The organism is Streptomyces gardneri (genome assembly GCF_006539185.1).
Lineage (GTDB): Bacteria > Actinomycetota > Actinomycetes > Streptomycetales > Streptomycetaceae > Streptomyces > Streptomyces gardneri.
In genome coordinates, this window is record NZ_BJMN01000116.1 from 1 (window position 1) to 3,637 (window position 3,637).

Here is a 3,637-nt window from a genome sequence, read left to right on the forward strand (position 1 = left end):
TGCGCCGAGTCGCTCCGCGGCCAGGGCGCGCGCGTCATCATCACCGAGATCGACCCGATCTGCGCGCTCCAGGCGGCCATGGACGGCTACCAGGTCACGACCCTGGACGAGGTCGTCGAGACCGCCGACATCTTCATCACCACGACCGGCAACAAGGACATCATCATGGCCGCCGACATGGCCAAGATGAAGCACCAGGCCATCGTCGGCAACATCGGCCACTTCGACAACGAGATCGACATGGCCGGCCTCGCCAACACCGCGGGCGTCGTCAAGGACGAGGTCAAGCCGCAGGTCCACACCTGGACCTACCCCGACGGCAAGGTCCTGATCGTCCTCTCCGAGGGCCGCCTGCTGAACCTCGGCAACGCGACCGGTCACCCCTCCTTCGTCATGTCGAACTCCTTCGCGGACCAGACCCTGGCCCAGATCGAGCTCTTCACGAAGCCGGAGGAGTACCCGACCGACGTCTACACGCTGCCGAAGCACCTGGACGAGAAGGTCGCCCGCCTCCACCTCGACGCCCTCGGCGTCAAGCTGACGACCCTCCGCCCCGAGCAGGCCGCCTACATCGGCGTCGACGTCGACGGCCCCTTCAAGCCGGACCACTACCGCTACTGATGCCCCGGCCGGCGGCGCCCGCGCGCTGACGCGGCGCCGTCCCGGACACCCGTAGAGGAATCAGGCAGGCCCCCGCACCCCCGTGCCGGGGGCCTGCCCCGTTCCGACTCCGCCCCCGCTACCGCACCTGGAAGCACCGCCTCCCGAGGACCGACCCATGCCCCGCGGCCGATATTCGCTCCATGACCCGCACGACCACACCCCCCTCGGTGAAGAGCACTTCCACTGCGCCCCCGGCCCCTCCGGCTGGCGCTACGTCTCCCAGACCGTCACCCCCTCAGGCGACCACGCGGGCTCCGTCGACCTGGCCGTCGACGAGCTGGGCCGCCCCATCCGCCTCGAACTCAACGCCGCGAGCTGGCAGGTCCGCGGCGCGGCCCTCGACGGCGTCACCTGGGTCCGCACGGACCCCACCGGAACCCACGCCACCGAAGGCAATGTGCGCGCCCACGCCTTCACCGGCACGTCCCCGGCGTTCCTCGTCGCGATCACGCGACTCCTACGACTCACCCCCGGTTCCCCCGAGACCCGCCTCAGGCTCGTCGCCTTCACGGATCCTGTGCTCGCCCCCCTCACGGTCGACCAGTCCTGGGCCCTGCTGAGAAGTGAAACGCACGCCACTGACAACGGCCCCCTGGTCGTCGACGAGTACCAGGTCAGCGCCCTGGACACAGGGGAGCGGCACACCGTCCACATCGCAGGCGACGTGGTCCTCGCGGCCCCCGGCATCGAACTCGAAGCCCTGGAGACACCGCCCTCGGTCTTCCCCTGACCGTCAGGCGGGCGGAGCGAACCCGGTGACCCGAGGCCCGCTCTCCCCACCCGCCGGACCGACCGGGGGCACACCGTGCGGGACGACAGGCGGCATGACGACCGGAGCGGCGACAGCGGGAGCAGCGGGCAGACCCTCCGCCGCCGGGGCGAACGCCCGCCGGGAGTCCCGCGCCTGCCGCTCGGCGACCACCCCTGCGAGGAAGGCGTCGGCAGGCACCCCCGGCGGCGGAGGCGTCCCGGTCCGCGCCACCAGCTCGTCGGCCAGCCGCTCGGCGAGCCGCCGCCCCACGAAGGGGTCCAGCTCACGCGCCCGCGTCAGGTACTGCCGTATCTCCAGCCACAACGGCTCCGGCACAGCGGACAGATCCAGCCCGGCGAACCGCCCGACAAGCCACGGCGGCGGCGGAGGCACGACAAGGGCCCGCGCCGCGGGTATCCGCTCCCGCACGACGAGGGTCCCGGCGAACACGTCGCCGAGCCGCCGCCCCCGTTCGGACACGAGCGAGGCGATACAGGCGACGACCCCGAAGGTCATCAGGATCTCCACGACCCCCATGGCCCCCCGGACCAGCGCGTGCCGGAACCGAATCGGACCCCCGTCGTCCCGCACGACCCGCAGCCCACAGGCGAGCTTCCCCAGCGACCGCCCGTGCGACAGCGTCTCCACCGCGATCGGCGCCCCCACGAGCACCAGCAGAAAACTGGCGATCGACACGGCCGTCGCGGCGGCCTCGTCCAAGGACGCCGTCGCCAAGGCGAGCCCGATCATGACCAGCAGATACACGGCCCACACGACGACGAGGTCGATGAGCACCGCCAACGCCCGGCTCGGCAGCCGCGCGGGCTGCAACCCCAGCACGACGGCGTCCCCCGTCACCACCCCATTCACGGCGCCCACCTCTCGAAGACTCTCCGAACGCCAGTCTGCCAAGCTGACCCGCAGTGCGCCGCAGTAGTACGGACCTGTCCACAGCAAGTGCCTGGAGCAGCAGCCGATCATGGACCTCGACGTCTACGTCACAGCCCACCGCGCCGAGTGGGAACGCCTCGACCACCTCCTGCGCAGGGGCCGAAGGCTCACGGGCGCCGAAGCGGACGAACTCGTCTCCCTCTACCAGCGCACGGCCACGCACCTCTCCATCGTCCAGTCCACGGCCCCGGACCCCCAGCTCACGGCCCGCCTGACACAGCTCGTCGCCCGGGCCCGCGCGACCGTCACCGGCACCCGCCGCTCCTCCTGGCGCGACGCGGCCCGCTTCCTCACCGCCGGCTTCCCCGCGGCCGTCTACCGCTCCCGCCACTGGTGGATCCCCACCGCCGTGCTCTCGACCCTCCTCGCCGTCCTCATCGGCTGGTGGATCGGTACGCACCCGGAGGTCCAGGCCTCGATAGGCGCCCCCACGGAGCTCCGCGAGATGACCCGCCCCGGCGGCCAGTACGAGACGTACTACTCCAGCCACCCGGCGGCGTCCTTCGCGGCCCAGGTCTGGACGAACAACGCCCAGGCCGCGGCCATGTGCCTGGTCCTGGGCGCCTTCCTCGGCATCCCGGTGCTGGGGATCCTCTTCCTCAACATGCTGAACCTCGGCGTCGGCATCGGCCTGATGTCCTCCGCGGGCCGCCTCGACGTCTTCCTCGGCCTGATCCTTCCCCACGGCCTGCTCGAACTGACGGCGGTCTTCGTCGCGGCCGGCACGGGCCTCCGCCTCGGCTGGACCCTCATCGACCCTGGCCCCACCACCCGCCGCGCCGCTCTGGCGGAGCAAGGACGTGCAGCCGTCGGAATGGCGATCGGCCTGGCCCTCGTCCTCTTCGTCTCGGGCCTGATCGAAGGTTTCGTCACCCCCTCCGGCCTGCCGACCTGGGCCCGCATCACCATCGGCATCGCCGCTGAGCTGGCCTTTCTCGCCTACGTCTACATCCTGGGCGGCCGCGCCTCCCGAGCCGGCACCACGGGCGACGTCGAGGAACCCGACCGCAGCGCCGCACTCCCCACCGCAGCCTGATGTGCGGACGCCCCCGCTGACCTGCTAACCTCCTCCGGTGCCCACAAAAGCTGTTGACATGGCGGCTGTGGGGAGGTAGATTCAAACGGTTGCCTGGAACTGGACAGTTCGGCAGCGATCAAGTAGAGTCTTACTCACTCCGGTCGGGAATTCATTCCACGGAGTCATTCCGATTCTCATCCGAATCACGAAAGCCACCGATTAGGTCGGCCGAAATGATTCTGATAAAGTCGGAA

Annotated in this window: 4 protein-coding genes; 3 read left to right on the forward strand and 1 reads right to left on the reverse strand. The window is 70.5% G+C overall.

Translation table 11 applies throughout. The annotated features are described in order from the left end of the window. The coding region (locus SGA01_RS40575) for an adenosylhomocysteinase (RefSeq protein ID WP_141303432.1) at positions 1–621 on the forward strand (621 nt) is incomplete at its 5' end. 157 nt (positions 622–778) lie between these two features. Beyond that, entirely contained in the window at positions 779–1,393 is a 615-nt protein-coding gene (locus tag SGA01_RS40580; protein ID WP_055643163.1) for a hypothetical protein, read from the forward strand. Between the two features lie 3 nt (positions 1,394–1,396). Here the strand turns inward: SGA01_RS40580 and SGA01_RS40585 are convergent, their stop codons facing one another. After that, positions 1,397–2,272, reverse strand: coding sequence for an RDD family protein (locus SGA01_RS40585; RefSeq protein ID WP_443098418.1), 876 nt, complete (start codon positions 2,270–2,272; stop codon positions 1,397–1,399). A 121-nt stretch (positions 2,273–2,393) separates the two neighbouring features. On the opposite strand from SGA01_RS40585, the gene SGA01_RS40590 reads away from it, so the two are divergent. After that, positions 2,394–3,401 carry a stage II sporulation protein M gene (locus SGA01_RS40590; protein WP_141303436.1) on the forward strand — a complete coding sequence of 336 codons (1,008 nt, stop codon included), beginning with the start codon at positions 2,394–2,396 and terminating at the stop codon, positions 3,399–3,401. Positions 3,402–3,637: the final 236 nt, after the last annotated feature.

Coding starts and splice junctions, on each gene's coding strand:
- SGA01_RS40580 (WP_055643163.1), top strand. CDS start 779: ATGCCCCGCGGCCGATATTCGCTCCATGACCCGCACGACCACACCCCC.
- SGA01_RS40590 (WP_141303436.1), top strand. CDS start 2,394: ATGGACCTCGACGTCTACGTCACAGCCCACCGCGCCGAGTGGGAACGC.